The 15,743-nt window shown below is 39.0% G+C and carries 13 protein-coding genes, 1 tRNA gene and 1 pseudogene; all 15 read left to right on the top strand.

The features are described 5' to 3' along the window. Positions 1-4 precede the first annotated feature (4 nt). On the top strand, positions 5-961 hold the full coding sequence (locus QFZ28_RS01940; protein ID WP_307193106.1) for a ribose-phosphate diphosphokinase: 957 nt from the start codon (positions 5-7) through the stop codon (positions 959-961). 276 nt (positions 962-1,237) lie between these two features. Next, positions 1,238-1,873: a 50S ribosomal protein L25/general stress protein Ctc gene (locus tag QFZ28_RS01935; RefSeq protein ID WP_307193105.1), complete on the top strand. Its 636-nt coding sequence runs from the start codon at positions 1,238-1,240 to the stop codon at positions 1,871-1,873. A gap of 136 nt (positions 1,874-2,009) precedes the next feature. Then, positions 2,010-2,570 (top strand): aminoacyl-tRNA hydrolase, encoded by a 561-nt coding sequence (gene pth / locus QFZ28_RS01930; protein WP_307193104.1) that lies wholly within the window; start codon positions 2,010-2,012, stop codon positions 2,568-2,570. Between the two features lie 116 nt (positions 2,571-2,686). Beyond that, positions 2,687-2,917, top strand: a complete 231-nt coding sequence (locus tag QFZ28_RS01925; protein WP_307193103.1) for an anti-sigma-F factor Fin family protein — start codon at positions 2,687-2,689, stop codon at positions 2,915-2,917. A gap of 99 nt (positions 2,918-3,016) precedes the next feature. Then, positions 3,017-6,550: a transcription-repair coupling factor gene (mfd, locus tag QFZ28_RS01920; protein WP_307193102.1), complete on the top strand. Its 3,534-nt coding sequence runs from the start codon at positions 3,017-3,019 to the stop codon at positions 6,548-6,550. Between the two features lie 192 nt (positions 6,551-6,742). Further along, on the top strand, positions 6,743-7,279 hold the full coding sequence (gene spoVT / locus QFZ28_RS01915) for a stage V sporulation protein T (protein ID WP_307196924.1): 537 nt from the start codon (positions 6,743-6,745) through the stop codon (positions 7,277-7,279). A 170-nt stretch (positions 7,280-7,449) separates the two neighbouring features. Further along, positions 7,450-9,072, top strand: a complete 1,623-nt coding sequence (locus tag QFZ28_RS01910; protein WP_307193101.1) for a putative polysaccharide biosynthesis protein — start codon at positions 7,450-7,452, stop codon at positions 9,070-9,072. Between the two features lie 6 nt (positions 9,073-9,078). Continuing rightward, positions 9,079-10,545 carry a nucleoside triphosphate pyrophosphohydrolase gene (gene mazG, locus QFZ28_RS01905; RefSeq protein WP_307193100.1) on the top strand — a complete coding sequence of 489 codons (1,467 nt, stop codon included), beginning with the start codon at positions 9,079-9,081 and terminating at the stop codon, positions 10,543-10,545. Positions 10,546-10,562: 17 nt separating this feature from the next. After that, a complete protein-coding gene (locus tag QFZ28_RS01900; RefSeq protein ID WP_307193099.1) occupies positions 10,563-10,832 on the top strand; it encodes an RNA-binding S4 domain-containing protein in 270 nt (89 codons plus the stop codon). Between the two features lie 90 nt (positions 10,833-10,922). After that, positions 10,923-11,225 (top strand): sporulation protein YabP, encoded by a 303-nt coding sequence (gene yabP / locus QFZ28_RS01895; RefSeq protein ID WP_095250671.1) that lies wholly within the window; start codon positions 10,923-10,925, stop codon positions 11,223-11,225. Then, on the top strand, positions 11,222-11,854 hold the full coding sequence (yabQ, locus tag QFZ28_RS01890) for a spore cortex biosynthesis protein YabQ (RefSeq protein WP_307193098.1): 633 nt from the start codon (positions 11,222-11,224) through the stop codon (positions 11,852-11,854). Before yabP ends, yabQ begins: the two co-directional genes overlap by 4 nt. A 109-nt stretch (positions 11,855-11,963) precedes the next feature. After that, positions 11,964-12,224, top strand: a complete 261-nt coding sequence (locus QFZ28_RS01885; protein WP_307193097.1) for an FtsB family cell division protein — start codon at positions 11,964-11,966, stop codon at positions 12,222-12,224. Between the two features lie 124 nt (positions 12,225-12,348). Further along, a pseudogene (locus QFZ28_RS01880) lies at positions 12,349-12,793 on the top strand (S1 domain-containing RNA-binding protein). A gap of 132 nt (positions 12,794-12,925) precedes the next feature. Next, a tRNA-Met gene (locus QFZ28_RS01875) sits at positions 12,926-12,999 on the top strand. Between the two features lie 247 nt (positions 13,000-13,246). Continuing rightward, a complete protein-coding gene (gene spoIIE, locus QFZ28_RS01870) occupies positions 13,247-15,727 on the top strand; it encodes a stage II sporulation protein E (RefSeq protein WP_307193096.1) in 2,481 nt (826 codons plus the stop codon). Positions 15,728-15,743 lie beyond the last annotated feature (16 nt).

The following is a 15,743-nucleotide window of genomic DNA, read 5'->3' as shown; positions in this document are numbered from 1 at the left end:
CATTATGTCGAATCAATACTTAGATCCAAACTTAAAGGTATTTAGTCTAAATTCAAATCTACCTTTAGCGAGAGAGATAGCCAAGGTTATTGGTGTAGATTTAGGAAAAAGCTCTGTAACAAGATTTAGTGATGGAGAAATTCAAATTAATATCGAAGAGAGTATCCGCGGCTGTGATGTATACGTCATTCAATCGACTAGCTCACCTGTTAATGAAAACATCATGGAATTGTTAATTATGATCGACGCTCTGAAGAGAGCTTCTGCGAAAACGATCAATATTGTTATGCCATACTATGGCTATGCCCGTCAGGATCGTAAAGCACGTGCTCGTGAGCCAATTACGGCTAAATTAGTAGCAAACCTTCTTGAAACTGCAGGGGCAACCCGTGTTATCTGCTTAGACTTACACGCACCACAGATTCAAGGATTCTTTGAAATTCCAACCGATCATTTAATGGGCGTACCGATCTTAGCGGAATACTTTAAAAAGAGAGAATTTAACGGTGATATCGTTATCGTTTCTCCTGACCATGGCGGTGTAACGCGAGCTCGAAAGTTAGCTGAACGATTAAAAGCACCTATTGCGATTATTGACAAACGTCGTCCGCGGCCGAATGTTGCAGAAGTCATGAATATTGTCGGTAATATCGAAGGGAAAATTGCTATCTTAATTGATGATATCATTGACACGGCGGGGACCATCACACTAGCTGCAAATGCGCTGGTAGAGAATGGTGCAAAAGAAGTATATGCTTGCTGTACACACCCTGTTCTATCTGGACCGGCGATGGAAAGAATTCAAAATTCAAAAATTAAAGAATTAGTTATTACCAATTCTATCGTTATGCCAGAAGAGAAAAAGACAGATAAAATCATTCAACTTTCCGTGGCACCGTTAATGGGCGAAGCGATTATCCGTGTTCATGAAGAACAATCAGTAAGTACTTTATTTGATTAATAAATAGGCTGTGTTAACGGATAATCATGATTTTGTAACCCTGTTGATTTGTGCGGAAGGCGCGAGACTCCTGCGGGAGGACGGGGCAGGGGAGACCCCGCAGGCGCGCGGATGCGCCGAGGAGGCTCCCCAGACCGCCCGCGGAAAGCGAAGTGCCTGGAGCACAAATCAACAGGCCAAATTAACACAGCAAATAAATTCAATGTTTAGACCTTCCTGTTTTGGGGAATTTTTATAGAGACAGTTAAGAACAAAACTAGGAAGGTGACTAAACGCATGAGTACGGTTTTACAAGCAAAGGAACGTAAGGAACTTCGCAGTTCGGAGTTAAGAAGGATTAGAGAAACTGGTAACATTCCTGCTGTCATTTATGGGCGGAAGGTTGAAAGTAAACCTGTTTCTGTCAGCTCGGCTGATTTAACAAAGACTATTCGAAACGTAGGCAGGAATGGAGTAATTTCACTTGATATAGACGGCAGTAAGCATGATGTCGTTTTAACTGACTATCAAGAGGACTTTATTAAAAAGGAAATCATCCATGTCGATTTTCTGGCTGTTGATAAATCCTCGAAGATTAACGTAACCGTAAGACTAGTCCTAACTGGCGATGCAGCTGGAGTAAAGGATGGCGGTGTTCTCCAGCAAGCTGTTCATGAATTGTCGATTACCTCTACTCCATCAGAAATTCCACAGCAAATTGAAGTAGATGTAAGTAACCTCCAGGTTGGCGAAACCATGAAGGTTTCCGATATCCTTTATCAAGGATCATTTACGATTAATCATGAAGAAGATGAAGTTATCGCCAGCATTCTGCCTCCTCGACAAGAAGAGGAAATTAATGCAGGAGAGCAGCAAGAAGGCGGTCACCCTGATAACGAAGAAGGCAGAGAAACAGAACCTGTCGGCGAATAATAAATGCGGACGTAACCTAGATAAGGTTACGTCTTTGTCGCATTTATCTCAAAAAAGACGTATTATTAACTGGGAGAGAAAAAAGATGTTCCGTAAATTTTTAAACAGGTGGACTGGGCCGAAAGAGAGGGTAAGAATGAAATTAATTGTTGGTTTAGGAAACCCTGGGAAGCAATATGAAAACACGAGACATAATATTGGCTTTCATGTCATTGATGAGCTTGCGAATCAATTAGATATTCCTTTAAATCAATCAAAATTCAAGGGACTATTTGGAATTGGTTTTTATAAAGGTGAAAAAGTGGTGTTACTAAAACCCTTAACTTATATGAATCTTTCTGGAGAATCAATTAGAGCGATAATGGACTATTACCAGATTGAGTTAGAAGACTTTGTGGTCATCTACGATGATCTTGACTTGCCGGTTGGGAAAATCAGGCTTCGTCAAAAAGGGAGTGCCGGCGGGCATAACGGGATAAAATCAACGGTGGCACACCTGGGAACCCAAGAATTTAACAGAATACGGATTGGAATTGACCGACCAAGGAACGGTATGAAGGTACCTGATTATGTGTTAGGACGTTTCAACAAAGAAGATCTTCCGCTAACAAAGGAAGCTGTAAATAAGAGTGCTGAGGCATGTAAGGTTTGGCTGGAAAAGCCATTCTTACAGGTAATGAATGAATTTAATCAGTAAATGATTCATTAGATAATCCTTTCGTTCATAAAATAAAGAACGTATTTCTTTTGTTGAATAAACTCTCTCTTCATCGTAAATACTATGATTAATAGTAGAGTAGGGAGGGCACCTGAGTGGCCATTCATTATCACTGCCGTCATTGTGGCACAAACCTTGGTTCCATCGAACAGTCATCGATACACAGCGAAACACTCGGTCTTCATAAATTAACAGAGCAGGAAAGACAAGAGATGGTCGCGTATGATTTGTCCGGTAATATACACATTACAGCGATATGTGAGGATTGTCAGGAAGCATTAGAAAGAAATCCAGATTATCACCAATATGATTTCCTCATTCATTAAACAGCTTTGGAAGCACTCCAAAGCATTTTTCTATTTTTTAAAATACTAAGGTTAAGTTAAAGTATTAAAAAAGATTCAGGAGAGAGGAGGAACGGGCTTTTGAAAGGTTTAAAATCATTATTTCTAGATCAAGAGGATATTCACTCTATTATATCTGGAGTCCAAGAAGGCTTGAAGGAACAGCTTATTGCTGGATTATCGGGTTCATCAAGAACCGTCCTAACCGCTGCCATTTACGAGCAGATGAACAGACCGATTCTATTTATTACCCATAATCTCTTGCAAGCACAAAAACTCTATGATGATATTGTAAATCTATTAAGCGAGGATGAAGTTTTTCTTTTCCCGGCAAATGAATTAATAGCCGCGGAGATGAGTATTGCGAGTCCAGAGTTAAAGGCACAAAGGATTGAGGCCTTAAACCATCTAAGTAAGAAAAACAAAGGTATTATTATTGTTCCAATTGCCGGGCTAAGAAAAGTCATTCCTCCAAAAAACATCTGGAAGAAGTACCAGTTGAAATATAAATTAGGCGCTGACCTAGACGTAACAGAGGTACTAACAACCTTTGTTAAGATGGGCTATGTTCGGGTGGATATGGTTTCGACCCCTGGGGAGTTTAGCATTAGGGGCGGGATCATTGATATTTATCCACTTACAGAGAGCAATCCCATAAGAATTGAATTATTTGATACGGAGATTGATTCCATCCGCTATTTTTCCTTAGAAGACCAGCGTTCCATTGAGAAAACAAGTGAAGTTTTAATTGGACCCGCTACGGAGGTTCTTTTTGAGGCAGAGAATTATAGCCGGTTAATTGGCAACCTGGAGGATGGATTAGCTAAAAGTCTGAGAAAGTTGAAGGACGATAAAGCAAAAATTCAGCTCTCGCAAAATATCAGTTATGAGCTGGAACAATTAAAAAACAGTCATAAACCAGATCATGTATTTAAATATCTTTCACTAGCATACGAAGGTGGTACTAGTTTACTAGACTATCTACCTCCTAATGGAATGGTATTTATTGATGAAATAAGCCGCGTCCAAGAGATGAATGACTCATTAATAAAAGAAGAGGCAGAATGGTATACTGCCCTCTTAAGTGAAGGTCAAATTATTCATGATTTGGCTATTTCACATGATTTACACGGGCTCCTTCATAAAAAAGAGTTTCCGATTCTTTATATGAGTTTATTTCTTCGCCATGTTGCGAATACGAGTCCGCAAAATATTATCAATGTCTCCTGTAAACAAATGCAAAATTTCCATGGACAAATGCACTTACTTAAGTCTGAAGTCGACAGATGGAAAAAAGGAAATTATTCAATTCTCTTTTTAGGGCCAGATGATGAACGAGTAAAGAAATTAGAACGAGTTTTAGAGGATTATGAAATAGATGCCTCTATCGCAAAGAGTGGACAGCAGCTCTTACCTGGAAAAGTTCAGATTATGAAAGGGAACCTGCAGACCGGATTCGAGCTTTCGATTCAAAAACTTGCTGTCATTACCGAGGAAGAGCTTTTTACGAAACGTGTCAAAAAGTCGACTAACAGACAAAAGCTTTCAAATGCCGAAAGGATCAAGAGTTATTCTGAACTTAAAGTCGGGGATTATGTCGTCCATGTTAACCATGGGATTGGAAAATACTTAGGTATTGAAACCCTAATTATAAACGGAGTTCATAAGGATTATCTCCATATTCGTTATCATGGAACTGATAAACTTTATGTTCCTGTAGAGCAAATTGACCTTGTACAGAAATATGTAGCTTCAGAAGGCAAAGAGCCAAAAATCTATAAACTTGGCGGCAGCGATTGGAAAAAAGTTAAGAAGAAGGTTCAATCCTCCGTTCAAGACATTGCGGATGATTTAATTAAGCTTTATGCAGAACGAGAAGCGGCTGTAGGTTATGCCTTTTCTCCGGACGGGGATATGCAAAGGGAATTTGAAACGGCATTTGCGTACCAGGAAACAGAAGATCAACTTCGGTCCATCCACGAGATTAAAAAGGATATGGAAAGACCTAGACCAATGGACCGTTTGCTTTGTGGTGATGTGGGCTATGGTAAAACAGAGGTCGCAATTCGAGCTGCCTTTAAAGCGATTGCTGATGGTAAACAAGTGGCACTGCTTGTACCAACAACGATATTAGCCCAGCAGCATTATGAGACAATGAGAGAAAGATTTCAAGACTATCCGATCAATATTGGTCTGTTAAGCCGCTTCCGTTCTAAAAAGCAGCAAACAGAAACCATAAAAGGATTAAAAGCAGGTACTGTTGATGTGGTAATTGGAACACATCGAATCCTTTCGAAGGATATCGTTTATCGTGATTTAGGTTTATTAATCATTGATGAAGAGCAAAGATTTGGGGTAACCCACAAAGAAAAGATTAAAAAGTTAAAAACAAATATCGATGTTTTAACCTTAACGGCAACACCTATACCGAGAACACTTCATATGTCCATGCTCGGTGTTCGTGATTTATCGGTGATTGAAACACCGCCAGAGAACCGTTTCCCCGTTCAAACCTATGTAATGGAATACAATGGTTCGCTTGTCAGAGAAGCAATCGAGAGAGAACTAGCACGTGACGGACAAGTATACTTTTTATATAACAGAGTAGAGGATATTGAACGGAAAGCCGAAGAAATATCGATGCTTGTTCCAGATGCCCGGGTAACATTCGCCCATGGACAAATGTCAGAAAATGAACTGGAATCTGTCATGCTTAGCTTTTTGTCCGGTGAGTTCGATGTGCTCGTCAGTACGACCATCATTGAGACCGGGGTAGATATTCCTAATGTAAACACGTTGATTGTCTATGATGCCGATAGAATGGGGCTTTCACAGCTTTACCAGCTTCGGGGTCGAGTCGGAAGGTCCAACCGTGTGGCATATGCTTATTTCACGCACCGGAAGGATAAGGTGTTAACAGAGGTAGCGGAAAAACGCTTACAGGCAATAAAGGAATTTACTGAGCTAGGCTCCGGTTTTAAAATTGCTATGCGTGATTTATCAATTAGGGGTGCAGGTAATTTACTAGGGGCACAGCAGCATGGATTCATCGATTCAGTAGGATTTGACCTGTATTCGCAAATGCTGAAAGAAGCGATTGAGGAAAGAAGAGGAGATTTGAAGGCCGAGCAAAAAGCTACTGTCGAAATTGATTTAGAAATCGATGCCTATATCCCTGATACCTACATTAAAGATGGTCATCAAAAGATTGAAATGTATAAGCGTTTTAGAGGACTGCAAACGCTCGAAGATATTGAAGAACTTCAAGCAGAGATGCTCGACCGTTTTGGTGAATATCCTGAAGAAGTTGATTATCTATTCCAGGTGGCAGAAATGAAAGTTTATGCACTGCTGGCGGGTGTTGAAAGCATTAAGCAAGCAAAGCAGGAAGTAACCATTTTAGTCAATGAACGAGCCAGCAGCACGATTGACGGGCAAAAGGTCTTTGCGATCAGCAGTAAATATCCGCGCATGATTGGACTTGGAATGGAGGGCCAGAAACTAAAAATGACCCTTCAAACAAAAGGGACAGACACGCCACACTGGCTAAACATAGCATTTGAGATGATAAAAGGGCTTCAAGCTGCAAAAAGGGGTCAGGAAAATCCTGTATAACTATGTAGACTGGCAGGTATTAATTTATCCATTAATAGGATAATCTTCCTGTTTGTGAAAAAATATTACGAATGTGTATATAACTTTCCAGATGAAAGATACTAAGTTCAAAGTTGGTGATGATTCCATCTACAGGAAGGATTATCATAACCAAGTTAGTAAAATCATCAGATGAAAGTGAGGCAACATTGGATGAAAGCAACTGGAATAGTTCGTCGAATCGATGATTTGGGTCGTGTTGTCATTCCCAAAGAAATACGCAGAACGCTGCGTATCCGTGAGGGGGATCCGTTAGAGATCTTTGTGGATCGGGATGGAGAAGTTATCTTAAAGAAGTATTCACCAATCAGCGAGTTAAGCGATTTTGCCAAAGAGTATGCAGAAGCCCTTTTTGACAGCCTCGGAAACCCGGTTTTAATTTGTGATAGGGACAGTTATATTGCGTTAGCAGGCAGTTCTAAAAAAGATTATTTAAATAAAAATATAAGCGATTTAGTTGAAAAAACAATGGAAGACCGTAATTCGGTCCTTGTTACGCAGCAAGGAGATATTTCCTTAGCTGATGGTAATGATGAAACTATTTCATCTTATACAATTGGACCGATCATTGCAAACGGCGATCCAATTGGGGCAGTTATCATCTATTCAAAAGAAGGAACCCTTGGCGAAGTAGAGAAAAAGGCTGTTGAAACTGCTGCTGGATTTTTAGCAAGGCAAATGGAGTCCTAAAACTAATATTATTCTCACAAATAAAAGAGACAGCCTCCGCTGTCTTTTTTATTTGCCTCCTAACCAACCTTCTCGCCGGCTCGTCTTATGCCTGTCGCCCCTGGACAAGGCGCTTCCGCTTTATATTATGATATAATACAGTCGAGTTTAGGTTAGTTAGGAGAAAATAAATGAAGCACGTAAACCAATCGAAGGCTCTTTTTAGAGGGGCTTTTATTTTAGCCATTGCTGCACTGATAACAAAGATCCTAAGTGCTGTATATCGGATTCCATTTCAGAATATTGTTGGCGATGTTGGCTTTTATATCTATCAGCAGGTTTACCCGTTTTATGGTCTTGCTATGGTCTTGGCAACAACAGGTTTTCCAGTGGTTATTTCGAAGCTTTATGCTGAACAAAAGGAAAAAGGTGACAAGGAGAAAATAAGACGGCTTTTATTTGTCTCGTATATCATTTTACAGTTATTTGGAATTCTATGTTTTCTTATTCTCTATTTCGGTGCCAATCATATTGCTCTATGGATGAGTGATGCGAAGTTAGCCATTTTGCTAAGGGTTGTCTCTATTGTGTTTTTAGTATTTCCGATTACTTCTATTTTGAGAGGCTATTACCAGGGGAAGGGAGACATGGTACCAACGGCACTATCACAGGTGGGTGAACAATTAATAAGGGCTTTCACCATTCTCTTTTTGGCCTATGTTCTTACGAAGCTGGGATACTCACTGTATCTGATTGGCGGCGGTGCCATGTTTGGGTCAATTACGGGAAGTATGGTATCAGCGATTATTTTGTTTACTTTCCTTTGGATTCGTAAAGAATGGGAAATAATTGCTCCTCGAAAAGGAATGATGTCAGACTATTATCAAGAATTTGGTATTATTTTAAAAACCCTTGTTTATCAAGGTCTTACCATCTGTATCAGTGGAATGCTGATGATTTTGATCCAAATGGCGGATGCATTGAACCTTTACTCTTTGCTTATGGAGAATGGATATGGGAAAGAAATGGCCAAGGGTATTAAGGGAATATTTGACCGTGGTCAGCCATTAATCCAATTAGGGACCATTGTGGCTGCTTCCATGTCTTTATCACTTGTACCGTTGATAACAAGTGCAAGAATAAAAAAGGACCTTACTTTCTTACAGGATAAGGTTCAGCTGGCTATTCGTATCGCTGTCGTCATTGGTGTTGGGGCTTCTGTGGGTCTTTGGGCCATTATCGAACCAGCCAATATTATGTTGTTTGAAAATAATTCAGGTTCATCCGTATTAGGAATTCTTAGTTTTGTTATTCTCCTTAGCTCAATCATTACAACAATCATTGCGATTATGCAGGGTCTGGGTTCATTGCTTTTTCCTGCCGTTATAGTTCTAACAACCTTTCCTTTAAAATACGGTTTAAATAACCTCTTTGTCCCGACATTAGGAACATTAGGGGCGGCCTATGCAACTATCATCACATTAGTTTTCGCTTGCTGCCTTCTTTACATAAAGTTTAAAAAAATGCAGCCCATGACGCTGCTATCGTTTCACTTTCTTCGGACCCTTGTGATAGCTGCCCTCATGATGGTGCTCTTTTTGAAAGGATATCTTGCCTTAACGAACATGATTACGGTACCGGTTGGAACCGAGAGGATATTGGCTGCCTTTCAGGCGCTCGGCGGTGCGGCTTCCGGAGGATTCCTTTTCCTATTTTTTATAATCAAAGGAGGAGTCTTCATGGAAAAAGAATTATCATTATTTCCTTTTGGCAGCAAATTAAGTCTTTTATTACCTAAGAAGAATAGGAGTTAGAAATATATGGGTAAAACAATTGAAGTTCTCGGTTTAGGAGCGGGAGACCTTGAGCAGCTCCCCCTTGGTGTTTATAAAAGGTTAATGAATGCAGGTCATGTTTACCTTAGAACCAAGGAACATCCGGTTATTACAGGACTAGTTAAAGAAGGTCTGAGCTTTACATCATTTGATTCCATTTATGAAAAGCATGACCAGTTTGAAGAGGTATATCAAGAGATTGTCCAAAACCTACTGGAAAAAGCAAAAACGGAGCAGGTGATTTATGCAGTGCCTGGTCACCCCCTGGTTGCAGAGAGGACGGTGCAATTGCTTTTGGAAGATGGTCCTAAAGAGGGTGTAGACATCATCATTGGCGGAGGTCAGAGCTTTATTGATGCCATTTTTCAATCACTAAAAATCGATCCTGTAGATGGTTTCCAGCTTTTAGATGGAACCCTGCTCAAATCCAGTCAGCTGCAAATCGATCAGCATATTTTTATCAGTCAAGTCTATGACCAGTTTGTGGCTTCTAATATTAAACTAACCCTCATGGAAAGACTTCCTGATGATTATGAGGTTGTCATTGTTACTGCCGCAGGAAGCAAAAATGAACGTATTGATCGGGTACCTTTGTATGAGTTAGATCGTAAGGTAACCCTTGATAACCTCACATCTGTATATGTACCTCCTGTACAAGATGAACAAATTATGTTGAAAAATTTCTCCAAGCTTCGTGAAATTATTTCTGTATTAAGAGGTCCGAACGGCTGCCCATGGGATAAGGAACAAACACACGAGTCATTAAAAAAGTACTTAATAGAAGAAACCTATGAAGTAATTGAGGCAATCGATAGTGGTGATATTGACCATTTAATAGAAGAGCTTGGCGATGTCTTGCTGCAGGTTATGCTTCACGCCCAAATTGGTGAGGATGAAGGTTACTTTGCGATAGAAGATGTCATTGAGGTACTATCCGAGAAAATGATTCGCAGGCATCCACATGTTTTTGGAGTTGAGAAAGTAGAGGATTCTAAAGAAGTTCTTCGTAACTGGCAGGAGATTAAGAAACAGGAAAAGGAAAAGGGCGAAACGGAAACCTCTCTGCTTGAGGGTATTTCCAAATCCCTGCCGAATTTATTACGAGCCTATGAGATCCAGAAGAAAGCAGCGAAAGTTGGTTTTGATTGGAAGGAAATAACACCAGCTTTGGAGAAAGTGAAAGAAGAGCTTGTGGAATTTGAGAATGAGATAAAGCAGGAAAGTCTTATTTATGCGAAAAAGGAATTTGGTGATATTTTATTTGCTTTTGTAAATGTCGCAAGATTTTTAGATATACATCCCGAAGAGGCATTATTTGAAACCAATCAAAAGTTTATTCGAAGATTTCACTTTATAGAGGAAAATGTAAAGAAAAGCGGAAAGCCTATTGAGGAGCATTCACTTGAGGAGCTTGATCTATTTTGGGATGAAGCAAAATCTAAAGGACTATAGAAACGGGGGATCAATTAATGAGATTAGATAAGTATTTAAAGGTATCAAGACTAATAAAAAGAAGGACACTGGCAAAAGAGGTATCCGATCAAGGGAGAATTCTCATAAATGGAAAAGAAGGAAAAGCGAGCTCAACAGTAAAAGTTGGTGATGAGCTGACAATCCGTCTTGGACAAAGACTGGTCACAGCAAGAATTGACCAAATCCAAGATACGACTCGCAAAGAAGCAGCTGCGGAAATGTACACAATTATTAAAGAGGAAAGAATTGGCGAATCTCAGTTCTAATCGACGCCGCGAAAAGGCTTGTTCTAATTCATTTATCCCTTACATAAAATTGTACTAAATGGTTGTACAAATGATTGTGAGGGATGAATGATGAGCCAATATTATGAAACAAACCCTGTCAAAAGTACTGTTCCAGAGCATGATGTTATCATGAGAGGAAGAAAACTTCTCGATATAACAGGTGTTAAACAAGTAGAGAGTTTTGATAATGAGGAATTCTTATTAGAAACTTCTATGGGCTTTTTAGCAATTAAAGGACAAAACCTGCAAATGAAAAACCTTGATGTAGAAAAGGGGATTGTCTCCATTAAGGGAAAGATATTTGACTTAGTTTATTTAGATGAACAGCATGGGGAGAAAGCTAAAGGGTTCTTTAGTAAGTTGTTCCGATGACACTCTCTACTCAATTCCTAACCATGCTTTCGATGATTGGGATGGGCTCGCTGTTTGGTGTTATGTTTGATACCTATCAGCGTTTCTTAGACCGGCCAAATCGTAAGTCTTGGATTGTTTTTATTAATGACTTGTTGTTTTGGGTCATTCAAGCACTAATTATCTTTTACATTCTATTTATTGTTAACAATGGAGAATTACGTTTTTACATTTTTGTGGCCCTTCTTTGCGGCTTTGCGGCATATCAAAGTTTATTTAAGGGTATATACTTAAAATTACTGGAATTTATGATAAGAAGTGTAATATCACTTTATCAGTTTATTAGAAGGGCATTCCAACTACTTATCTATAAACCTGTCGTAGGCATCATTCAGTTGCTAATTTCGGTTGTTATTATTCTTGGCAGGGGGATTTATTCCCTTGTCAAATTTATTTTAAAGGTTTTATTATTTATCCTTAAGGTAGTATGGGTGCCTATTGTGAAGATATTAATAATTCTTTGGAAACTTTTGCCGAAAAGTATTAAAAAATACGTCGAGAAGTTATATAATAAAACGGCAGGAATTTATATGGAAATCAAGAACTATTTAGGTAAGTGGCTTAAAAAGTGGAAAAGACCAAAGAAGTAAGGAGGGATGGGAACTGAGTTCAGTAAAAGAAAAGAATATAGCCAAAATCCAATCAACTTATGTCCACCAGCAAGAAGTAGCAGAAATTGCTTCAGCTAGGAAAAGGAAATTGTTATATCGAAGACTTTCCTTGTTTTTAGTATTCGCTGCTGTCATGTCATATTTAATGATTACTAGCTTTATTTCCCAGTCCTCGACTCTAGATAAAAAAGTGGCACAAAAGAGACAGCTGGAACAAGAGCTGACGCAATTAAAAAAACAACAGCAAATCTTAAAAGAAGATATCGTAAAGTTAAATGATGATGATTACCTTGCTAAGCTTGCTAGAAAAGAATACTTTTTCTCGGAAAATGGTGAAAATTATCTTTAATATTCCAGAAGAAAATGAAGGTAAAAACAACCAATAACTAGTCTTATTGACACTTATTTTTCCCATTTTGTATAATATAAAGTAAGTATGATTTTTTTATTTCTTAAGGAGGAAAAATTTTTTTATGTCAATCGAAGTAGGCAGCAAGTTACAAGGAAAGGTAACAGGGATTACAAATTTCGGAGCTTTTGTGGAGCTGCCTGATGGCTCAACTGGACTCGTACACATCAGTGAGGTTGCTGACAATTATGTGAAAGATATCAATGATCATCTTAAAGTTGGTGACCAAGTAGAGGTTAAAGTCATCAATGTTGAGAAAGATGGGAAAATTGGACTTTCTATAAAAAAGGCAATTGATAAACCAGAGGCGCCGCAAAGATCCCGTTCACACTCAAACTCACATTCACAACGTCCTCGTCAGAGCAGGTCAAATGATCGGAATGCTCCCAAGGTTGAAACGTTTGAATCAAAAATGGCGAAGTTTTTAAAAAGATAGTGAGGATCGTTTAACTTCTTTAAAACGTCATACAGAATCGAAGCGTGGCGGAAGAGGAGCTAGAAGAGGTTAACTTGTTGCTTATTTATAAAAAAATATATTGCCTATTCAAGACAGGTCTAGCGGCTTGTCTTTTTGTTTGGAAAAATACTTATTGACATACCTTTTTGTTCTATGTAATATATAGTTTGTGTCTAAAATACTTGGCGGTGTAGCTCAGCTGGCTAGAGCGTACGGTTCATACCCGTAAGGTCGGGGGTTCGATCCCCTCCGCCGCTATAAAAAAAAGCGGAAGCCCCAGGTGTTACAACTAGATAAGGATGAAGTACCGATTATAATAATCGGTGCTTTTTTTGTGTGTAAAAAACTATAAATTCCGACATCATTTCAATTTGTCAACATTATTTGAATAAATATAGTGGAAACCGTCGAACGAAACTTTGCATACGTTCACTAATTTGACAAAATTTTGAATCTATTAATTTTATAATAGTCTTTAACAAGAATTAATAGAGGAGTGTGACTTATGGAAAAACTAGAACGGAGTTTACTAGAACCGGTCGGAGAGGTTAACTTTCGATCCTCTAAATGGTCTTGGGACAGCGTCTTGAAGAAATTCCAATTAAAAGTTGAATCCTTCTTTCTTATAAAGGGCTACCTATTACTTATTGTAGGTTTCTTATTAGGAAGAGCTTTGATATTATCCACGCTTGCTCCCTTTAGTCTACCTTTTTTCGCTGCAGTCTTCTTAATAAAAAGAGATCGGTCTCCACTGGCTTTAGTAGGATTGGTTGCGGGCGCAGCAACTGTCTCCCTGAAAAATGCAGCATTTACCTTTTTGGTCTCCATCCTTTTTCTAGTCATATATCGGGTCAGTGAGAAATGGATTAGAAATGAACTGAGAATGATTCCATTTTTCGTTGCCATCATTCTAGGGTTAGGGAAATTAGCTGAGGCTTTTATTATTTCTAGGCAGCTGACGCTTTATGACGCAATGATGGTTGGTGTACAGGCAAGTCTATCATTTATTCTAACGTTAATTTTTCTACAGAGTATCCCCTTATTAATCTTAAACAAGCGCAGACAATTGTTGAAAACAGAGGAAATTGTATGCTTAATCATCATGCTTGCATCAATCATGACAGGAACGATTGGCTGGAAGATTTATGATTTATCACTTGAACATATTATGTCCCGCTATCTCGTTTTAGTATTTTCATTTATTGCGGGTGCAACTGTGGGGTCGACAGTTGGTGTTGTAACAGGTTTGATTTTTAGTTTAGCAAGTGTTTCAAGCTTCTATCATATGAGCCTGCTTGCGTTTTCGGGTGTATTAGGCGGCTTATTAAAAGAGGGAAAGAAGATAGGCGTTGCGATTGGTTTATTTATTGCAACACTATTAATTGGAATGTATGGGCAGGAGGGGGGTTCCGGCTCTTTAACTATTACACTAATGGAGTCCGCGGCAGCCATTGTACTATTCTTATTAACACCGCAGCTATTTACTTCTAAATTGGCCAAATATATTCCTGGTACACCAGAATATACAACGGAACAACAAAAATACATGAGAAAAATGCGTGATGTGACGGCACAAAGAGTGGCTCAATTTTCTAGTGTCTTCCATGCACTTTCAAATAGTTTTTCGCAAATGGAAACAAAGCCTAATGACCGAGAAGATGAACGTGAAATGGATTACTTTATGAGCCATGTCACCGAAAAAACCTGTAATACTTGCTTTAAAAAGGAGCAGTGCTGGGCGAAGAATTTTAATACCACCTATGGATATCTAGAAGAAATTATTCATGAGATGGACCAAAATGATGGCGTAGTTTCGCCTAAATTATCTCGTGAATGGGAGAAGCACTGTACCCGGTCAAAAAGAGTATATGAGGCAGTCGGACAGGAACTTACCTTTTATCAAGCTAACCAAAAATTAAAGAAGCAGGTTCAGGAAAGCAGGAAACTAGTAGCAGATCAACTTCTTGGTGTTTCCGAGGTGATGGATAACTTTGCAAAAGAGATCCAGCGCGAAAGAGAGAATCATCATAAGCAGGAAGAACAAATCCTAGAGTCCATTCAAGCATTCGGGGTTCAAGTTGAGCATGTCGAGATTTATAGTCTTGAGTCAGGAAATGTGGATATTGAAATGTCTGTTCCCTTTTGCAATGGACATGGGGAATGTGAAAAGTTAATCGCTCCAATGCTTTCTGATATCCTCGGGGAACAAATTATCGTTACCTCCGAAGAATGTGCTGCATACCCTAATGGTTTCTGCCATGTAGTGTTCCAATCGTCAAAGGCCTATACCGTAGAAACAGGAATGGCTCATGCTGCCATGGATGGCGGTTTTGTTTCAGGTGACAGCTATTCAACCATGGAACTTGGGTTAGGGAAATTTGCTATAGCTATTAGTGATGGTATGGGGAACGGTGAAAGAGCTCATTATGAGAGTAAAGAGACACTACAGCTTTTACAAAAAATATTGCAATCAGGTATCGATGAAAAGGTCGCCATAAAGTCAGTCAATTCCATTCTATCGCTTCGAACGACAGATGAGATTTTTGCGACATTAGACTTAGCGATGATTGATCTTCAAAATGCTTCAGCGAAATTCTTAAAAATAGGTTCAACCCCTAGTTTTATTAAAAGGGGAAATAAAGTAATCAAAATCCAAGCTAGCAATTTGCCGATAGGAATTTTAGAAGAATTTGAAGTGGATGTGGTGAGTGAGCAATTAAAAGCCGGGGATTTACTCATTATGATGAGTGACGGAATCTTTGAGGGTCCTAAGCATGTAGAAAATTATGATTTGTGGATGAAACGAAAAATACAAGAATTACAAACGCAGGATCCTCAGGAAATATCTGATCTAATATTGGAAGAGGTGATTCGTTCACGGGATAACTTGATTGGTGATGATATGACCATTGCGGTCGCAAAGATAAAGCACAATACACCTAAATGGGCGAGTATCCCTGTTACAAAGATGAAGAAACGAGCGTAATCAATTATTTTATCCG

Source organism: Neobacillus niacini (assembly GCF_030817695.1).
Classification (GTDB): domain Bacteria; phylum Bacillota; class Bacilli; order Bacillales; family Cytobacillaceae; genus Neobacillus; species Neobacillus niacini_F.
The sequence above is the reverse complement of the archived record's forward strand: the minus strand, read 5'-3'. Positions and strand labels throughout refer to the sequence as shown.

What these genes read in the sequence shown, in the direction of transcription:
- yabP (WP_095250671.1), top strand. Translation starts at nt 10,923, where the DNA reads ATGAGCCAATATTATGAAACAAACCCTGTCAAAAGTACTGTTCCAGAG.
- yabQ (WP_307193098.1), top strand. Translation starts at nt 11,222, where the DNA reads ATGACACTCTCTACTCAATTCCTAACCATGCTTTCGATGATTGGGATG.
- QFZ28_RS01910 (WP_307193101.1), top strand. Translation starts at nt 7,450, where the DNA reads ATGAAGCACGTAAACCAATCGAAGGCTCTTTTTAGAGGGGCTTTTATT.
- QFZ28_RS01935 (WP_307193105.1), top strand. Translation starts at nt 1,238, where the DNA reads ATGAGTACGGTTTTACAAGCAAAGGAACGTAAGGAACTTCGCAGTTCG.
- QFZ28_RS01940 (WP_307193106.1), top strand. Translation starts at nt 5, where the DNA reads ATGTCGAATCAATACTTAGATCCAAACTTAAAGGTATTTAGTCTAAAT.
- spoIIE (WP_307193096.1), top strand. Translation starts at nt 13,247, where the DNA reads ATGGAAAAACTAGAACGGAGTTTACTAGAACCGGTCGGAGAGGTTAAC.
- QFZ28_RS01900 (WP_307193099.1), top strand. Translation starts at nt 10,563, where the DNA reads ATGAGATTAGATAAGTATTTAAAGGTATCAAGACTAATAAAAAGAAGG.
- spoVT (WP_307196924.1), top strand. Translation starts at nt 6,743, where the DNA reads ATGAAAGCAACTGGAATAGTTCGTCGAATCGATGATTTGGGTCGTGTT.
- pth (WP_307193104.1), top strand. Translation starts at nt 2,010, where the DNA reads ATGAAATTAATTGTTGGTTTAGGAAACCCTGGGAAGCAATATGAAAAC.
- mazG (WP_307193100.1), top strand. Translation starts at nt 9,079, where the DNA reads ATGGGTAAAACAATTGAAGTTCTCGGTTTAGGAGCGGGAGACCTTGAG.